Raw genomic sequence first — 16737 nt, 5'->3', positions numbered from 1 at the left:
TGGTCGGTGTCGGCTGGGGGGAGCCGTCTCCGTTCCGAGGAGCACCACGCGCTTCGCCCCCCGCCTTTCACAAGGGACCAGGGGTATATGACGAACACATGGAAGAGGATGGCGTACCTCGCCATCGGAACCGTCACGGTCGCGGGTATGACCGGAGCCTTCGGCTCGGCAGCCTTCGCGGCCGGCGACGACGAGCTCGCTCCGCTCTCGGGCGCCGCATTCGACGCCTATGCGCAGTCGCTGCTCAGCGACGACGAGGTGCAGGCCGTGGCCAAGGACGGCAACGGAAACGTCGTGGTGTACACCACGGCAGCGGCCGACCAGCTTGACGACGACGGAGCGCGGTTGCTCGTCGAGTCGAAGAGCAACGTGGTCGTGAAGGTGCTGAGCGGGCCGCTGGAGGCCTACAGCGCCGATGATGTCGTGGGTGGCGCGGGCTACATCGCCTACGAGACGCCCACGTCGCCGACCGCCGGACTGTGCTCGATCGGCTTCAGCGGATGGAGCCCTGAGGGTGACCCGGCCTTCATCTCGGCGGGTCACTGCGTCGGCAACGGCGAAGCCGCCCCGCTCGGACTGAGCTCCCTCACGCTGCCGAGCAACGACCAGGCCGGTGGTGCATCCTCCCCCAACGACGCCACCCCCACACAGGAGCTCGGCGTGGCACAGTTCAGCCAGTTCGGCGGCCCGGGCAACTCGGCCGGCACGGAGGGTGACGTGAACAGCGTCGACATCTCGGCCTGGGACATCGACAACAACGCCCTGACCACGCTTCCCGAAGTGACCAACTGGACGACCTTCGCGAGCGAGGACCTCTCGCAGGCCACCCTTCCGGTGCGCTCGGTCGGCAGCGCCACGGTCGGCTCAAGCGTCTCCAAGAGCGGCCGCACGACCGGCTTCACCTCCGGCACCGTCGAGGCGGTCAACGGCTGGGCCAACGTCAGTGGCCACCTCGTCTACGGCTTCATGACGGATGTCGACAGCGATGAGGGCGACTCCGGCGGAGCGATTCTGCAGGGTGACAGCGCTGTCGGCGTGGTCTCCGGCGGCCGGCGCGCAGACGGCATCATGTGGGGTGCAGATCTTCAGGCCGGCCTCGCGCTGACCAACGGCTACACCGTCGCTCTGTACCTCGATGCACCCGTGCTGACCTCGCCCGCCGACGGCGGCGACGTCTACACCGGCGGCACCATCAGCGGCACCGGCCCGGCCGGCGCCACCCTCATGATCGACCCGAGCCAGGGCGACAGCTTCGAGGTGACCGTCGACGGCAGCGGCAACTGGTCGTTCCCCGCTCCCGGCCAGGCCGGCACGGTTTCGTACTCGGTGTTCGCCAAGCGCGGCTTCGACACGTCCGACGCCACCACCTTCTCGGTGAAGGTCGTTCCGGCGCCGCTCAAGGCTCCGGTCATCACCTCGCCGTTCTCGGGTCAGACTGTCGAGACCTCGATCAGCGCGATCTCCGGCACCGGTGAGCCCGGCGCCACGGTCACGCTCTCGGGTGACGTCGACGACACCGCTCTGGTCAGCCAGTCCGGTACCTGGAGCGTTCCGGTCGACCTCGGCTACGGCAGCTACACCGTCTCGGCCCTGCAGAACCGAGCGGATGCCTCCACCTCGCCGAGCGTCAGCGTGAAGTTCAGCGTCGTGCCGGTCGCCCCGGCGATCACGAGCCCGGCCAACGGCTCCGAGTTCGGTGCCGGCAACGGCCCGACCCAGGTGACCGGCACCGGCATCGACGGCGCCAGCGTCACGATCTGGGTCAACGGCCAGATCGCCGGCCCGGCCACCGTCGCCAAGGGCACCTGGGCCATCCCGCTCAGCGCCCAGCTCGCCTCGGGCACGGTGACGATCACCGCCGTGCAGACGATCGACGGCGCCACCAGCGCGGCCGCGACCTCCACGGTCACGATCGCTGCAGCAGGCAACGGCGGCGGTGGCGGCGGTTCCGCTCCGGCCGGTGGCCCGGGCACCCCGCTCGCGAACACGGGTGCGCAGGTCGCGCCGCTCCTCGGCGGCGGCGTGCTGCTGCTGCTCGCGGCCGGCGGACTGCTGCTGGTGGCTCGCCGCTCGCGCTTCGCGCACCGCGGTAACTAAGCACCACCACGAATGAGGGGTGTCCGGCCGTGAGGCCGGGCACCCCTTCGTCGTTCTCGGAGGGCCTGCCCTGCGTGGAGGGGCTAGAGTGGAGGGGTGTTCGTGAATCCCACCTGTTGTCGTCGCTGAGCGACGACCCTCCCTTCACAGACTGGCTCGTCACCGCCCCCAGCCGCCGCTCTCGCAGCGCGCCGCATCCGTCGCCGGGTGCGATCCGGTGCGAGGCCCATCCAAGGACACCAGAGACATGAAGTACGCGAACAGCGTCATCGACCTCGTCGGCAACACCCCGCTCGTGAAGCTCACGAGCGTGACCGAGGGCATCGCCGCCACCGTGCTCGCCAAGGTCGAGTACCTCAATCCGGGCGGATCGTCGAAAGACCGCATCGCCACCCGCATCATCGACGCGGCCGAGGCCGAGGGCCTGCTGAAGCCCGGTGGCACGATCGTCGAGCCCACCTCGGGCAACACCGGCATCGGACTCGCCCTCGTGGCGCAGCAGCGCGGCTACCGCTGCGTGTTCGTGCTCCCGGACAAGGTGGGGGAGGACAAGCGCAACGTGCTCACCGCCTACGGCGCCGAGATCGTGGTGACGCCGACGGCCGTCGCGCCCGAAGACCCCGACTCCTACTACTCGGTGTCGGACCGGCTGGCCCGCGAGATCCCGGGCGCCTTCAAGCCCAACCAGTATTCCAACCCGAACGGCCCGCTCAGCCACTACGAGACCACCGGGCCCGAGATCTGGCGCGACACCGAAGGGCAGATCACGCACTTCGTAGCCGGCGTCGGCACCGGCGGTACCATCAGCGGCGTCGGCCGTTACCTCAAGGAGGTGTCGGGCGGCTCCGTCCAGGTGATCGGCGCCGATCCCGAGGGCTCGGTCTACTCCGGCGGCACCGGGCGGCCCTACCTCGTCGAGGGCGTGGGCGAGGACTTCTGGCCGTCCGCCTACGATCCCAGCGTGGTCGACGAGATCATCGCGTCCAGCGACGCGGAGTCGTTCGAGCTCACCCGCCGCCTCGCCCGCGAGGAGGGCCTCCTGGTGGGCGGGTCGAGCGGGCTCGCCGTGTCGGTGGCGCTCAAGGCCGCCCGCGACCTGCCGGCCGACGCCGTCGTCGTGGTGCTGCTGCCCGACGGCGGCCGCGGCTACCTGGGCAAGATCTTCAACGAGAAGTGGATGCGCTCTTACGGCTTCGCCACGGAGAGCGAGGGCTCCACGGTGCGCGACCTCCTGGCGGGCAAGAGTCACGGCCTGCCGGCGCTCGTGCACGTGCATCCGAGCGACACCGTGCACGACGCCATCGAGATCATGACCACCTTCGGCGTGTCGCAGGTGCCCGTGCTCTCGGCCGAACCGCCCGTCGTGATGGGCGAGGTGGTGGGCTCGCTCGACGAGCAGACGCTGCTCGACCAGGTGTTCGGCGGCAAGGCCGCGATGACCGACAAGGTGGGCGACTTCGTCTCGGCGCCCCTGCCGCTCATCGGCGTCACCGAGCCGGTCTCGGCCGCGCGCCAAGCGCTCACCGCCGCCCCCGCCCTGCTGGTCAGCGACGACGGCAAGCCCGTCACCGTCATCACCCGGCAAGACCTCCTCACCTTCCTCAGCGAAGCCTGACGGCTCGCATCCGACAGCGAAAGACAGCACATGGCAGCCAAGAAGACCGAGCAGTTCGAGACCCGGGCCATCCACGCCGGGCAGGACTTCGACCCCACCACCGGCGCGATCATCCCGCCCGTCTACTTCACCTCGACTTTCGTGCAGGACGGCATCGGCGGATTCCGCAACGGCTACGAATACACCCGTGGCGGCAACCCGACACGCACCTCGCTCGAAACCCTGCTCGCCTCGCTCGAGGGGGCGAAGCACGGGCTCTCCTTCGCCTCCGGCCTTGCCGCCGAGGATGCGCTGCTGCGCGCGCTGCTCGAGCCCGGCGACCGCATCGTGCTCGGCAACGACGTCTACGGCGGAACGCACCGCCTGATCGAGCGGATCCACGGCGCCTGGGGCGTGGAGAACGTGGTGGTGGAGATGAGCGACCTGGCGGCGGTCTCGAAGGCGGTCGCCGGCGGCACGACCAAGCTGCTCTGGCTGGAGACCCCGTCGAACCCGTTGATGAAGATCAGCGACGTCGCCGAACTCGCCGAGATCGGGCACGCGGCCGGAGCGCTCGTGGTGGTCGACAACACCTTCGCCTCGCCCTATCTGCAGCAGCCGCTCGCGCTCGGCGCCGACATCGTGGTGCACTCCACCACGAAATACCTCGGCGGTCACTCCGACGTGCTCGGCGGGGCGGTCGTGCTGAACGACGACGCGCTGGCCGAGAAGATCCGCTTCCTGCAGTTCGCCGCCGGCGGTGTCTCCGGCCCGATGGATGCCTGGCTCACCGTGCGCGGCATCAAGACCCTGGCGGTGCGGATGGACCGGCACTCGGCCAACGCGCAGGCCATCGCCGAGCACCTGGTGGGCCACCCCGCGCTCGAGGCGGTGTACTACCCGGGCCTGCCGACGCATCCGGGGCACGAACTCGCGAAGCGGCAGATGAAGTCGTTCGGCGGCATGATCTCGGTGGCGCTCAAGGGCGGCCCCCGGGCGGCGCGGAAGTTCGCCGAGTCGACCGAGGTGTTCCAGCTCGCCGAGTCGCTCGGCGGCGTCGAGTCGCTGATCGGCTACCCCTCCGAGATGACGCACGCCTCGGTGAAGGGCACGGCGCTCGAGGTGCCCGAGAACGTCATCCGGCTCTCCGTGGGCATCGAGGCGGTCGACGACCTGCTGGCCGACATCGACCGCGCCCTGCCGCGCCGGTAACGCGGCATGAGCAGCGTGGGCCCGAACTGGGCCGGTACCTACGAGTTCGGCGCCCGCGAGCTGCTGCGCCCCCGCGAGGTGGAGGAGGTGGCGACCATCGTCGCCGGCGCCACCCGCGTGCGGGCGCTCGGCACCCGTCACTCCTTCAACGACCTGGCCGACAGCCCCGGCGACCTGCTGACCCTGGTCGATCTGGAACCGCATCCGGAGATCGACCCGGTCGCACGCACGGTCACCGTCGCCGCCGGCACCCGGTTCGCGGTGCTCGCCGCGCACCTGCAGTCGCACGGCTGGGCCCTGCACAACCTCGGCTCGCTGCCGCACATCTCGATCGGCGGCGCGATCGCCACCGGCACGCACGGCTCCGGCGTCGGCAACGGCAACCTGTCCACCGCCGTCGCCGCGCTCGAACTCGTGACCGGCCGGGGCGACGTGCTGCACATCTCGCGCGCCGACCCGCGATTCGAGGGGGTCGTGGTCGGGCTCGGGATGCTCGGCATCACCACCCGGGTGACCCTCGACATCCAGCCCAGCTATCAGGTGCAGCAGGACGTGTACGTCGACCTGCCGTGGGAGGCCGCGCTCGGCGCCTTCGCCGAGATCGTCTCGGCGGCCTACAGCGTGAGCCTGTTCGGCGGCTGGGCGGATGCGACGCTCAAGCAGGTGTGGCTGAAGTCGCGTCTGCCCGAGGGCTCGGTGACACCCCTGACGATGCCCGCCGAGTTCCACGGGGCCGTGGCGACCGGCGACAAGGTGATGTCGCCCGCGGGCGACGACCTCGACAACACCACGGTGCAAGGCGGCGTGCCCGGGCCCTGGTCGGAGCGGCTGCCGCACTTCCGGGCCGACGTCACGCCCTCCAACGGCGACGAGATCCAGACGGAGTACTTCGTGCCGCTCGAGCACGCCGTCTCCGCGCTGACGGCCGTGCGTGCGCTGGGCGAGCGCATCGACCCCCACCTGCTCGTCACCGAGCTCCGCACGGTCGCGGCGGATGCGCTCTGGCTGAGCCCGGCGAACGGCCGCGATTCCCTCGCCATCCACTTCACCTGGCACAACGACCCCGAGCCGGTGCACGCGCTGCTGCCCGAGATCGAGGCGGCTCTCGCCCCGTTCTCGCCGCGGCCGCACTGGGGCAAGTGGTACACCCTGACCGCCGAGGAGATCGCGGCGCAGTACGAGCGCATGGCCGACTTCCGCGCGCTCGCCGACGAGTTCGACCCGCGCGGGGTCTTCCGTAACGCCTACTCGGAGCGCGTGCTCGGCCTGGCGTGACGCGTCAGGCGGCGCGGTCCGCTCAGGCGGCGCGCGCCTCGCTGAGGGCCGCGTGCAGTCGGGCGGTCACCTCGTCGAGGGTGCCGGTGCCGTCGACCCGGGTGAGGAGGCCGCGCTCGGCGTACGCCCCGGCGAGCGGCGCGGTCTCCGACTCGTAGACCTCGATGCGGTGGCGCACCACCTCAGGCGTGTCGTCGGCGCGGCCCTGCTGCTCGGCGCGGAGCACGAGGCGGGCGACGATCTCGTCGACCTCGGCCTGGAGCAGCAGGACGGCATCGAGGGGCCCCGCCCCGTCGGCCGCGAGGAGGGCGTCAAGGGCGCCCACCTGCGCGAGCGTGCGGGGGTAGCCGTCGAGGATGAAGCCCTGCCGCGCATCCGCCTCGCTCAGTCGTTCGGCGACCATCGTGTTCGTCACCTCGTCAGGCACGTACCGGCCCGCCGCGAGCAGCGCGCTGACCGAACGCCCGAGCTCCGACTGGGTGCGCACGTGCTCGCGGAAGAGGTCGCCGGTGGAGACGGCGGGCACTCCGAGGGCGACGGCGAGGCGGGCAGCCTGGGTGCCCTTGCCGACGCCGGGTGGTCCCATCAGGATGATGCGGGTCATGGGCGTGCTCCTTCGATCAGGTGGGCGATCTGGTCGGCCGTGAGGGGTGAGTTGATGACGACGACGCCGGTGCGCTCCGGATGTGCGGCGCCGGGCCCGCGCCCGCGCAACCCCGATTCGCCCATCGACTCGGCGATCTCGTCGACGAGTTCGGCGAACAGGGCGCGCGGGTCTTCGGTGGCGGGCGCGGCGAGCCAGCGGTCGATCACCTGGCTGAGCGCGGCGAGCAGGGCCGCGGCCACGATCTGCGCGAAGATGTCGCTGCGGGCGCCGAGGTCCTGCTCGGCGAGGAAGCCGGCGAGGAGCCGCTGGTACTCCCGCAGCCACAGCACCTCGCGGTCGCGCAGGGCCACGGTGTCGCGGGTGAGCGCCGCACGGCGCCCCACGAAGCCGGCGTCGGCGACCAGGCCGTCGATCAGCGGACCGAGTGCGACCCCCGCGACGCGGATCGGTTCTCCGCTCGACGCGCGCAAGCGCTGCTCCACGAGGAGCAGGTAGTCGGCGTGGTCGGAGAAGAGCACGTCCTCGCGCACCGGGAAGTAGCGGAAGAAGGTGCGCCGGCTGATGCCCGCCGACTGAGCGATGTCTTCGGCGGTCGTGGCGTCGAATCCGCGGGTCTCGAACAGCTCGAGGGCGCCGAGCCGGAGCCGGGCGTTCAGGCCGGCGCCGCCGGCGGCCGGGCCGGCCGGGCCCGCGTGCCCCGCCGGGCTCGCCGCAGCTCCCGGCGGGGGCACGCGGCTCGGGGTCATGGTGGCTTCCTTGCGCTGGGTGGCCGTCCTTGCGTCGGATGGCACTGAGTGACAGGATACTGGCACAGGATGCAAAGGGGAAGCGGCGACGCCTCCCGGCATCACCCACCGTCAGAGTTTCAATGAGGAGATCTCCTGTGGCCGACGAAGCGCGCACCACCGCCCCCGAGGGGCCCCGCATCACGCTCGAGGACGCGCCTCTGGGTGAGCACGGCCACGTGTTCGACAACCTGCTGCACGAGACCCGCACCTTCCCGCCGAGCCCGGAGTTCGCGGCGCAGGCGAACCTCGGCGCCGAGGCCTACGAGCGCGCGGCCGCCGACCCGGAGGCGTTCTGGGCCGAACAGGCGCGGCAGCTCAGCTGGGCCGCGCCGTTCACCGAGGTGCTCGACTGGTCGAATCCACCGCACGCCCGCTGGTTCGGCGACGGCACGCTCAACGTGGCCTACAACTGCGTCGACCGGCACGTCGACTCCGGGCACGGTTCGCAGATCGCGTTGCACTGGGTGGGCGAGCCCGGCGACACCCGCGACATCAGCTACGCCGAGCTGAAGGACGAGGTCTCGCGGGCGGCGAACGCGCTGAGCTCGCTCGGTCTGGTGGCGGGCGACCGCGTCGTCATCCAGCTGCCGATGATCCCCGAGGCCGTCATCTCGATGCTCGCCTGCGCCCGGCTCGGGCTCGTGCACAGCGTGGTGTTCGGCGGATTCTCGCCGGCCGCGTTGCGCGCCCGGGTCGACGACGCCGAGGCGCGACTCGTCATCACCTCCGACGGGCAGTACCGGCGCGGCGCGTCGGCCCCGATGAAGGCGAACGTCGACGAGGCGCTCGAGGGCGCGAGCACGGTCGAGCACGTGCTCGTGGTCGAGCGGGTCGGCGGCGCCACCACCGACCTGGTGCCGATGACCGAGGGCCGCGACCTGTGGTGGCACGAGGTGGTCGACACCCAGTCGGCGGAGCACGAGCCCGAGGCGTTCCCGGCCGAGCATCCGCTCTTCATCCTGTACACCAGCGGCACCACGGGGAAGCCGAAGGGCATCCTGCACACGAGCGGGGGCTACCTCACCCAGACCTCGTACACCCACCGCTCGGTGTTCGACCTCAAGCCCGACACGGATGTCTACTGGTGCGGCGCCGACGTCGGCTGGATCACCGGCCACAGCTACATCGTCTACGGGCCGCTCGCCAACCGGGTCACCCAGGTGATGTACGAGGGGACGCCGAACACGCCGCACGAGGGGCGGCACTTCGAGATCATCGAGAAGTACGGCGTGACGATCTACTACATCGCGCCCACGCTCATCCGCACCTTCATGAAGTGGGGCCGGCAGATCCCGGCGGCCTACGACCTGTCGTCGCTGCGGCTGCTCGGGAGCGTCGGCGAGCCGATCAACCCCGAGGCCTGGATGTGGTACCGCAGCCACATCGGCGGCGACCGGGCGCCGATCGTCGACACCTGGTGGCAGACCGAGACCGGCGCCATCATGGTTGCGCCGTTGCCCGGGGTCACCGCCACGAAGCCGGGCTCGGCACAGCGCGCGCTGCCCGGTCTCTCGGTGCAGGTGGTCGACGAGCAGGGCGCTCGGGTGGAGCCGGGCGAGGGCGGCTACCTGGTGATCGACAAGCCGTGGCCGGCCATGAGCCGTGGCATCTGGGGCGACCCCGATCGTGCCCGAGAGGTGTACTGGGCCCGCTTCGCCGAGCAGGGCTACTACTTCGCCGGCGACGGGGCGAAGTACGACGAGGACGGCGATGTCTGGCTGCTCGGCCGGGTCGACGATGTGATGAACGTGTCGGGTCACCGCATCTCCACGATGGAGGTCGAGTCGGCGCTCGTGTCGCACTCCGCCGTCGCCGAGGCCGCCGTCGTGGGCGCGGCGGACGAGACGACGGGGCAGGCCATCGTGGCGTTCGTCATCCTGCGTGAGTCGAGCGAGGGCTCAGGCGCGACTCAGGATGCGATCGTCGCCGCTCTGCGCGAGCACGTCGCCACCGAGATCGGGCCGATCGCGAAGCCCAAGCGCATCCTGGTGGTGCCGGAGCTGCCGAAGACCCGCTCGGGCAAGATCATGCGACGGCTGCTGCGCGACGTCGCCGAGAACCGCGCCGTGGGTGACACCGCGACGCTCGCCGACACCTCCGCGATGCGCGTGATCACCGAGAGCCTCCGGGGCAAGACGGAGAGCTAGCGGGTCGCGGGGCGGGTTCTGCCAGTGCGTCCCGGGTCGCGGATGATCGTGCCGATCTGGCACTCGTGAGGGCGCGCATCCGCCCGTAGCCTCGTGGCATCGCACCCCACAGGAGGCACTCGTGAGCATCGCACCGTCCACCGAACCGGCCGTCGTCGGGGGGCCATCGCTGCCCCAGCGGCGGGAACTGGTCACCGAGATCCCGGGCCCCCGCTCCCGTGCCCTGCACGCCCGCAAGTCGGCGGCGGTCGCCTCGGGCGTCGGGGTCACCCTGCCGGTCTACGTCGAGGCGGCGGGCGGCGGCGTCGTGCGCGACGTCGACGGCAACACGCTGATCGACTTCGGCTCGGGCATCGCCGTCACGGGCGTCGGCAACGCGGCCCCCGCCGTGGCGGAAGCCGTGCAGCGGCAGGTGGCGGCGTTCACGCACACCTGCTTCACCATCACCGGCTACGCGGGCTACGTCGAGGTGGCCGAGGCCCTGAACGCGCTCACCCCGGGCGACTTCGACAAGCGCACCGCGCTGTTCAACTCCGGTGCCGAAGCGGTCGAGAACGCGGTGAAGATCGCACGCCACCACACCGGCAAGCAGGCGGTGGTGGCCTTCGACCACGCCTACCACGGGCGCACCAACCTCACCATGGCGCTCACCGCGAAGTCGATGCCCTACAAGTCGGGCTTCGGGCCGTTCGCGCCCGAGGTCTACCGCGCACCCCTGTCCTACCCCTATCGCGACGGCGGGCTCTCCGGTGCCGAGGCCGCCGCCCGCGCCATCTCGGTGATCGAGAAGCAGGTCGGTGCCGACAACCTCGCCGCGCTCATCGTCGAGCCCATCCAGGGCGAGGGCGGCTTCATCGTCCCCGCGCCCGGCTTCCTGCCCGCGCTGCTGGCCTGGGCGCGCGCGAACGACGTCGTGTTCATCGCCGACGAGGTGCAGACCGGGTTCGCCCGCACCGGAGCGATGTTCGCCAGCGAGCACGAGGGCATCGAGCCCGACCTCATCGTCACCGCCAAGGGCATCGCCGGTGGCCTGCCGCTGTCGGCGGTGACGGGGCGCGCCGAGATCATGGATTCCGCGCATCCGGGCGGTCTCGGCGGCACCTACACCGGCAACCCGCTCGCCTGCGCGGCAGCCCTCGCCACCATCGAGACGTACCGCCGCGACGACCTCGCCGGGCGCGCCCGCGAGCTCGAGACGCTCTTCCGGGGCCGGCTCAATGCGTTGCGCGCCGCCGATCCCCGCATCGGCGACGTGCGCGGGCGTGGCGCGATGATGGCGATCGAGCTGGTCGACCCCGCGACGGGTGCGCCCGACGCCGCACTCACCGGGCGGGTCGCCGCGGCGGCGCACGCGGCGGGCCTCATCCTGCTCACCTGCGGCACCTACGGGAACGTGATCCGCTTCCTGCCGCCCCTCGTCATCTCCGACGAGCTGGCGCGCGAGGGACTCGACGTGCTGCGCGACTCGCTGGCGGCGTCATGACCCTCGTCGGCGTCAAGCGGGACGGGCGCGACGGTACTGCGGTGGCCAGAGCTCCTCGTCGGGCGCGCCGAGCTCCCGCGCCCAGCGGATCGGTGTGTTCGGGTCGCGCAGGGCTTCCCGGGCGATGAGGACAGCGTCGGCCTGACCGCTCGCGACGATGTGCTCCGCGTGCACGGCATCGGTGATCAATCCGACCGCGCCCACCGGCACCCCGGCGGCATCCTTGACGTACTGCGCGAACGGGACCTGATAACCGGGGGCGACCGGGATGTCCGCGTGCAGGTTGCCGCCGGTCGAGATGTCGAAGAAGTCGACGCCGGCATCCGCCGCCCAGCGTGCGACCGTCGCCGTGTCGGCTTCGTCCCATCCGCCGGGAACCCAGTCGGTGGCCGAGAACCGGACGAACAGCACCACGTCGGGCGCGGCAGCCTTGACCTCGCCGATGATGCGGAGCAGAAGGCGTGCGCGGTTCTCGAGCGAGCCGCCGTACTGGTCGGCGCGCCGATTCGACGCGGGGGAGAGGAACTGGTGGAGGAGGTAGCCGTGGGCCCCGTGCAGCTCGAGCACGCGGAACCCGGCACGGGCGGCGCGTTCGGCGCCTGACCGGAAATCCGCGACGATGGCGTCGATGTCGGCCACCGTGAGTTCGACCGGCGTGGCGTACGCCGACGACTCGTACGGGATCGCCGAGGGGGCGACGGTGACCCAGCCGCCCTCGCTTTCGGGCACCGTGCCGTGACGACCCGGGAAGCCCCAGGGCGCGAACGTCGACGCCTTGCGGCCGGCATGACTCAGCTGCATGCCCGGGATCGCCCCCTGGCTCGCCATGAGGGCGGCGATGCGCGCCCAGGCGGCCGCCTGCTCCTCGTTCCAGATGCCCACGTCCTGCGGGCTGATCCGCCCGTCCGCGTTCACCGCGGTGGCCTCGGTGATGACCACCCCCGCCCCGCCGGCGGCGAGCCGGCCGAGGTGCGCCAGGTGCCAGTCGGTGGGCATGCCGTCGCGCCGGAGTGCGGAGTACTGGCACATCGCCGCGATCCAGAGCCGGTTGCGCGCGGTGAGGCCGCCGACGGTGAGGGGAGTGAAGAGCTTCGAGGAGGACACTGCGGTTGCGGCTCCGAATCGGGATGGTGGGCGGGGAGTGAGGCGGAGAGGCCCGACCCGCCCACGGCCGCACTCAGGAGGTGGCGCCGGGGCCGGCCAGACCGGGGTCCTTCCGCCAGGCCTCCAGCGTATGCCGGAACCCCACCCGCTCGTGGCCGACCACCTCCACGATCGCGCCGAGCGCCACGAGCCCGATGATGGCGCTGAGCGCCGTGGTCGCGCCCGGCTGCTCGAGGTCGAGCGCCTCGCCCGGGAACGCGACGGCGCCGAGCACCACCGCTGCGGCGAGCGGTGTGAGCGTCAGCAGCAGGAGCGGCAGATGCGTGGCGTCGAAGGAGCGCAGCAACACGCTCCAGACCAGGAAGATGAGGATGATCGTGGTGGCGAGCGGCACCGCCAGCGCCAGCGCGATCCCGAGCAGCGAGACCTCGCCCTCGTTCACGGCGATGGTGGTGAGGTGCAGCCCCGCCCCGATCGCGGCGATCGACCCGAATAACGCCAAATGCACGTAGCGCCAGGCGAAGGCGCGTTCGGGGCGTCGCTCCAGGATGAGGCGCGATGGCACCAGGAAGTAGGTCCACCAGACCGCCGCGGCGATGAGGAGACCGGATGCGGCGATCAGCACGGCCTCGATGGTCCAGCCGGTCTCGCCGGTGAGCGCGCCGACCGCGGCCGTGGTGCCGGCGATGACCTCGCCGATCGTGATGAGGGTGAGCAACGAGAACCGCTCGGCCAGATGGCCGGCGTTCCACGGCGTGCGGCCGAAGCGACGGTTGGCCACCACCGGCGCGATCATCTCGGCGAAGGCGAGCAGCACCAGGGCGACGACCGTGACGACGGTGGGCAGGGGCAGCACGGCCGAGAGCACCCAGCCGATCTGCGCGATCGAGGTGATGATGACGAACGAGATCGCGTTGTCGCGGTGCTCGGGGTCTTGCTGCGCCGCCCGCAGCCACAGTGCGATCAGCGGGATGCGCATGACGACGTAGCCGATCACCATGAGCAGATTGTTCGGGCTCTCGCCGTGCGCGGCCGACTCGAAGCTCACCGGCAGCCCGTAGGCCAGCACGATGACTCCGATCATCTGCACGATGGTCGCCAGGCGCAGGAAGACGTCGTCGTTCTCGTACGCCGACGAGAACCAGGTGAAGTTGAGCCACGCCCAGCTCACCGCCCAGATCGCGAACAGGTAGGCGCCGATGGCCGGCCAGACGTCACCGTGCGCCAGTTGCTCGGCCAGCTGGTCGGATGCGACGGCGAAGGCCACCACGTAGGTGAGGTCGTAGAGCAGCTCGAGCGGTGTGGTGGTGCGGTCGCGCTCGTTCGGGTCTCTGCCCCGCATCGGCCGGATGCGGTGCCGGAGTTCGCGCCGCAGTTGCGCCGTGAGGTCGGTGGAGTCGGTCACGCGGTCCCCCTCACCCGGGTCGGTCACTGTCCGCCCGCGCGCAGGCGCCGGCGTTCCTCCAGACAGTAGCGGGCGCCGGCCGGTCAGGGAACAGGCTGTCAGCCCGCGGCGATCTCGGTGAGGGCTTGGCCGATGAGGTCGATCCCGCGGCGCGTCTCGTCGGCGGTGATGACGGCCGGTGGCACCACGTGGATGCGGTTCTCACTGAGGAAGGGCAGGAGTCCGCGCCCGAGCAGTGCGCCCTTCAGCCGGGCCATGGTCCGGGCATCCAGCGGCTCGCGGGAGCCGCGGTCGGCCACCAGTTCGATCGCCCAGAACACGCCGGTGCCGCGCACCTCGCCGATCAGCTCGTGCTGCTCGGCCAGGCGGGCGAGTTCGGGTGCGATGACCTCCGCGCCGATACGGCGCGCGTTGCCGACCACGTCCTCGTCGGCCATCGCGGTGAGGGTGGCCACGATGCTGGCCGCGGCGAGCGGATGCCCGGAGTAGGTCAGCCCGCCCGGGAACACCCGCTCGTCGAACTGCCGCGCGATCGGCTCGGAGATGAGCACGCCGCCGACCGGCACGTAGCCGGAGTTCACGCCCTTCGCGAAGGTCACGAGGTCGGGCACCACGTCGAACGCGTCGAAGGCGAACCACTCGCCCGTGCGCGCGAAGCCGGCCATCACTTCGTCGAGGATGAGCATGATGCCGTAGCGGTCGGCGATGGCGCGGACACCCGGGAGGTAGCCGGGCGGGGGAACGAGGATGCCGGCGGTGCCCGGGATGGTCTCGACGAGGATCGCCGCGACGGTGTCCGGCCCCTCGGACTGGATGACCCGCTCGAGGTGGTGCAGCGCGCGCTCCGCCTCCTGCTCGGGGGTCTCGGCCCAGAACTCGGAGCGGTACAGGTACGGCCCGAAGGCGTGGACGTGCCCGCGCGCGTACTCGTTGGGCATCCGTCGCCAGTCGCCGGTGGCCACGATGGCCGCGCCGGTGTTGCCGTGGTACGAGCGGTAGTGCGAGACGACCTTGTCGCGGCCGGTGACGAGCCGCGCGAGGCGGATGGCGTTCTCGTTGGCGTCGGCGCCGCCGTTGGTGAAGAACACCTTCTGGAAGGAGGCGGGGGCGTGGTCGAGGATCATGGCCGCCGCCCGCGCTCGGGTCTCGTTCGCGTGCGCCGGCGCGATGGTCGTCAGGCGCGCGGCCTGCTCCTGGATGGCGGCGACGACGGCCGGATGCTGGTGGCCGATGTTCACGTTGACCAGCTGGCTCGAGAAGTCGAGGTACTCGTTGCCCTCGAAATCCCAGACGGTGGTGCCGGAGCCGCCGGCGATGGCGAGGGGATCGAGGCTCCCCTGTGCCGACCAGGAGTGGAAGACGGTCGAGCGGTCGGCGGAACTGACGGACTGGTTCGTGGGCATGGCACCAGTCTCGGCCGCGCAGACCCACCCGTCGCTGTCGGGTCTGTCGACCTCTATGCTGAATTCTCGACGAATTGATGAATGTGCTGCGACCGAGGAGGAACCGTGCCGGCGACGCTTCGCGAGCTGCTCGGGCAGGACGAGTTCCGGCTCCGGCTCGTGGCCGGCGGCGGTGACGACCTCGCCTTCCTCGACCGGCCACTGGTGTGGGCGCACAGCTCCGATCTCGCCGACCCCACGCCGTGGCTCGAGGAGGGGCAGCTGCTGCTCACCGACGGCGCGCAATTCGTGGCGGTGGACGACCCCTTCATCGACCGGTACGTCGGCCGCCTGATCGGGCGCGGGGTGATCGCACTCGGGTTCGCCACCGGTATCGTGCACGACGGCATCCCCCCGGCGCTGCTCGAGGCCTGCGACCGTGCCGGGCTCCCGCTGTTCGAGGTCGACCAGCGCACACCGTTCATCGGGATCATCCGGTACGTCGCCGACGTGCTCGCCGAGGAGCGCCGGGCCCGGCTGCAATGGTCGCTCGACGCCCAGCGCGCCCTCGCCCGGGCGGCACTGCGGGTCGACGGGCTCGGCGCGATCCTGCTCGAACTCTCCGGCCGGCTCGACTGCTGGGTCGCCCTGTACGACTCGGCGGGCAACGTGGTGCGGGTGCCGGGGCTGGCCGCGGTGCCGGCCGAGCTCGAACGCACCGTGCAGGATGCGGTCGATCAGGTGCTCGGCCGCGGCTCCCGGGCGGGCCTCAACCTCGTCGACGTGGGCGGCGGCATCTCCCTGCAGACCATCGGCCAGCGCGGTCAGCTGCGCGGCGTGCTCGCGGTCGGCGCCTCGGCGCCACTGGACGCGGCCGGCAACGATGTGGTGGGCAGCGTGATCGGGCTGGCGAGCATCGCGCTGGAGCAGCGCCGCACCCTGGATGCGGCGAGGCGACGCCTGCGCACCGGCCTGTTCGAGCTGCTGCTGGCCGGTGTCATCGACGTGGCCGACCGCACCGCGGGGTCGCTCTGGGGCGCGCTGCCCGCCGAACCGGTGCGGCTCAGTGTGGTGGTGGGCGATGTGCACGGCCAGGCGCTGCTCGACGAACTCGAACTGCAGGCCGACGAGAACAGCGGACAGCTGTTCTTCGCCGAGCGCGCCGACCAGATCGTGCTGATCACCCACAGCGACCAGCTGGCGCCGTCACGGGTGCTGCTGGAGCGTCACGGGCTGCGCTCGGGGTCGTCCGGCCCCGTCTCGTGGAGCGAGTTGCCCCGTGCGCTCGCCGAGGCACAGCACGCCGGGCGGGCGACCTCGCGCGAGCACCCGTTCGTGAATTTCGAGCGGCTGGCGCAGGAGGGCCTGCAGGGTCTCCTGGCCGCGAGCGGCGGCGAGGCGGTGGCCCGGCGCCTGCTGCAACCGCTGTTCGACCTTCCGTCGCGGGAGCGAGCGGCGCTCACGCGGTCGCTGCGGGTGTGGCTCGAGCACAACGGTGCCTGGGACCCGGCCGCGCGGGAACTCGGGGTGCACCGGCACACCCTGCGCAGCCGGGTGGCGGCCGCCGACGAACTGCTCGGCCTCGACCTCGAGCAATTCGGAGCCCGCGCCGAGCTCTGGAGCGCGTTGCAGCTGGCCTCCCC

The 16737-nt window shown here is 71.4% G+C and carries 12 protein-coding genes; 7 read left to right on the top strand and 5 right to left on the bottom strand.

Annotated elements, in window-relative coordinates; translation table 11 throughout:
- Positions 1 to 87 precede the first annotated feature (87 nt).
- The 4 genes from AC3WLB_RS21655 to AC3WLB_RS21640 all read left to right on the top strand — a co-directional run bounded on the left by AC3WLB_RS21655 (position 88) and on the right by AC3WLB_RS21640 (position 6178).
- Positions 88 to 2097: an LAVTG motif-containing sortase-dependent surface protein gene (locus AC3WLB_RS21655; RefSeq protein ID WP_492509618.1), complete on the top strand. Its 2010-nt coding sequence runs from the start codon at positions 88 to 90 to the stop codon at positions 2095 to 2097.
- A 247-nt stretch (positions 2098 to 2344) separates the two neighbouring features.
- Positions 2345 to 3712 (top strand): cystathionine beta-synthase, encoded by a 1368-nt coding sequence (locus AC3WLB_RS21650; RefSeq protein WP_492509616.1) that lies wholly within the window; start codon positions 2345 to 2347, stop codon positions 3710 to 3712.
- Between the two features lie 30 nt (positions 3713 to 3742).
- On the top strand, positions 3743 to 4903 hold the full coding sequence (locus AC3WLB_RS21645) for a cystathionine gamma-synthase (RefSeq protein ID WP_492509614.1): 1161 nt from the start codon (positions 3743 to 3745) through the stop codon (positions 4901 to 4903).
- Between the two features lie 6 nt (positions 4904 to 4909).
- On the top strand, positions 4910 to 6178 hold the full coding sequence (locus AC3WLB_RS21640; protein WP_492509612.1) for a D-arabinono-1,4-lactone oxidase: 1269 nt from the start codon (positions 4910 to 4912) through the stop codon (positions 6176 to 6178).
- A gap of 22 nt (positions 6179 to 6200) precedes the next feature.
- Here the strand turns inward: AC3WLB_RS21640 and AC3WLB_RS21635 are convergent, their stop codons facing one another.
- Together AC3WLB_RS21635 and AC3WLB_RS21630 are read right to left on the bottom strand one after the other, a co-directional pair.
- Entirely contained in the window at positions 6201 to 6782 is a 582-nt protein-coding gene (locus AC3WLB_RS21635) for an adenylate kinase (RefSeq protein WP_492509610.1), read from the bottom strand.
- On the bottom strand, positions 6779 to 7531 hold the full coding sequence (locus tag AC3WLB_RS21630) for a TetR family transcriptional regulator (protein WP_492509608.1): 753 nt from the start codon (positions 7529 to 7531) through the stop codon (positions 6779 to 6781). The genes AC3WLB_RS21635 and AC3WLB_RS21630 overlap by 4 nt, the downstream gene beginning before the upstream one ends.
- 122 nt (positions 7532 to 7653) lie before the next feature.
- Here AC3WLB_RS21630 and acs point away from each other — a divergent pair, with 122 nt between their 5' ends.
- Positions 7654 to 9720: an acetate--CoA ligase gene (gene acs, locus AC3WLB_RS21625; protein WP_492509606.1), complete on the top strand. Its 2067-nt coding sequence runs from the start codon at positions 7654 to 7656 to the stop codon at positions 9718 to 9720.
- Between the two features lie 121 nt (positions 9721 to 9841).
- Positions 9842 to 11203, top strand: coding sequence for a 4-aminobutyrate--2-oxoglutarate transaminase (gene gabT / locus AC3WLB_RS21620; RefSeq protein WP_492509604.1), 1362 nt, complete (start codon positions 9842 to 9844; stop codon positions 11201 to 11203).
- Positions 11204 to 11215: 12 nt separating this feature from the next.
- On the opposite strand, the gene AC3WLB_RS21615 is transcribed toward gabT, so the two are convergent.
- From AC3WLB_RS21615 to AC3WLB_RS21605, 3 genes are all read right to left on the bottom strand, one after another.
- Positions 11216 to 12307, bottom strand: coding sequence for an NADH:flavin oxidoreductase/NADH oxidase (locus AC3WLB_RS21615; protein WP_492509602.1), 1092 nt, complete (start codon positions 12305 to 12307; stop codon positions 11216 to 11218).
- Between the two features lie 73 nt (positions 12308 to 12380).
- On the bottom strand, positions 12381 to 13712 hold the full coding sequence (locus AC3WLB_RS21610; protein WP_492509600.1) for a low temperature requirement protein A: 1332 nt from the start codon (positions 13710 to 13712) through the stop codon (positions 12381 to 12383).
- A 98-nt stretch (positions 13713 to 13810) separates the two neighbouring features.
- Positions 13811 to 15115, bottom strand: a complete 1305-nt coding sequence (locus tag AC3WLB_RS21605) for an aspartate aminotransferase family protein (protein ID WP_492509598.1) — start codon at positions 15113 to 15115, stop codon at positions 13811 to 13813.
- Between the two features lie 105 nt (positions 15116 to 15220).
- Here AC3WLB_RS21605 and AC3WLB_RS21600 point away from each other — a divergent pair.
- A partial coding sequence (locus AC3WLB_RS21600) for a PucR family transcriptional regulator (RefSeq protein ID WP_492509596.1) occupies positions 15221 to 16737 on the top strand: 1517 nt, incomplete at its 3' end.

Source organism: Herbiconiux sp. FW305-C-125 (genome assembly GCF_058783455.1).
This window is presented reverse-complemented; position numbering and strand designations above follow the sequence as displayed.